Origin of the sequence: Steroidobacter sp., from assembly GCF_016790065.1 — a bacterium.
Lineage (GTDB): Bacteria > Pseudomonadota > Gammaproteobacteria > Steroidobacterales > Steroidobacteraceae > Steroidobacter.
Genome location: NZ_JAEUPY010000504.1, coordinates 1 through 1,538, shown reverse-complemented (window position 1 = coordinate 1,538; position 1,538 = coordinate 1). Strand labels below are relative to the sequence as shown.

General features: G+C 60.1%; 1 protein-coding gene. It reads left to right on the top strand.

Annotated elements, in window-relative coordinates:
* Positions 1–34: 34 nt before the first annotated feature.
* The coding region (locus tag JNL55_RS20930) for a TonB-dependent siderophore receptor (protein WP_293858321.1) at positions 35–1,538 on the top strand (1,504 nt) is incomplete at its 3' end.

Sequence of the window (1,538 nt, the reverse complement as noted above, 5' to 3'; positions counted from 1 at the left end):
CACGCTGTACGGGCAGAACTCGATCGGCGGCACGATGAACGCCATCTCGAAGATGCCCAAGGATACGTTTGGCGGGTCGGCGGCGCTGCAAGTAGGCAGCTACGATCAATATCGCGGTGAAGTGGATTTCTACGGACCGATCAGCAGCGACGGCGATTTGAAATACCGGCTGGTCGGCGCCTATCAGCAGGCAGATTCCTATATCGACTTCGCGCACGACGATCGGACGATCATCGCTCCGACGCTGCAGTACTCGCCGGTCGAAGGCACGACGATCACGGCGCGCGTGAACTATCAGCGCTTCGATTTCGCTCCGTACTTCGGCATTGGTGCGCAGTTTCTTGGCACCAGTCTGGGTGATCCGGCGCAGCTGGTGGCGAGCAACTTTCGCATTCCCGACGTACCACGCTCGCGCACGGGCAACGCGCCATCGAACGATGCGCTAAAGGAAGCGACCATCGCGCAAGTCATGTTGGATCAGGACATCGGCTCGTGGAAGCTACGCGGTTCCTTGCAGCTCGCGAGCATCGATGCCCGTAACAACGGCGTGCTGATGTTCGGTACCGATCGTAACGGCTTCACGGATACGCTCGCCTATGCGCGGGACCTGGACTCCGACACTTATTCGGGCGAAGTGAATCTGTTCGGCGACGTGGAAGCGTTCGGCAGAAAGCACACGTTGTTCGTCGGTATGGATTTCGCGGAGGAGGACTGGTCGCTGTTCAGTCAATCCGCGAACTATGTTCCGGGCTCGGTCAGTGGCTTCAGCATCTTCAATCCTGATTATTCGTTGCTCGACATTCCAACCGCGCAGGCCGATTTTCCGACCACAGTGCGGGTGAAGCGAAATCACCGCATGCAAGGCGTAACAGCGCAGGCGATGCTGCGTCCGGCGGATCGGGTGACGCTGGCTCTAGGCACGCGTTATTCGCATGACGTGAATGCAAATCAGATCGGCTGCTGCGGTTTCGCTAGCCCGCTCGGCGCTGAGAGCGAGCTGCGTGAAGACGCGTTTACCTATCAGGCGGGCCTGACGTTTGCGATCACTCCGGCAGTGAACCTCTACGCGAGCTATGGAACGACGTTCGAGCCGCAGTCCGGCACGCTGCCGTCGGGGGCTGCGGTCGATCCCGAGATCGGCAAGGCCGTCGAAGTGGGTTTCAAGGCCGACGTGCCCGAGCACAAGTTCTCGTACTCCGCCGCGCTGTTCAAGATGGAGCGGACCAACATCGCTCAGGGCATTGCCGGTACTCCGTATGTGAGCCTGGTTGGCATTCAAAGTAGCAAGGGCATCGAGTTCGATTTCCAAGGCGAGGTGGTGCGTGGCTGGGAGGTGTACGGCTCGTTGGCCGCGATGGACGCCGAATATACGCAGGGGGAGTTCAAAGGCGTGCAGCCCTCCAACGCACCTAAGTTTGGCGCGTCGTTGTTCAGCAGTTATGAATTCCAGCAAGGCGCGTGGCGAGGCTTCGGCTTCGGCGGCGGCGTGGTACACAAGGCCGGCCGCAAGACCACGGACATCAACTCCTACGGGGCCA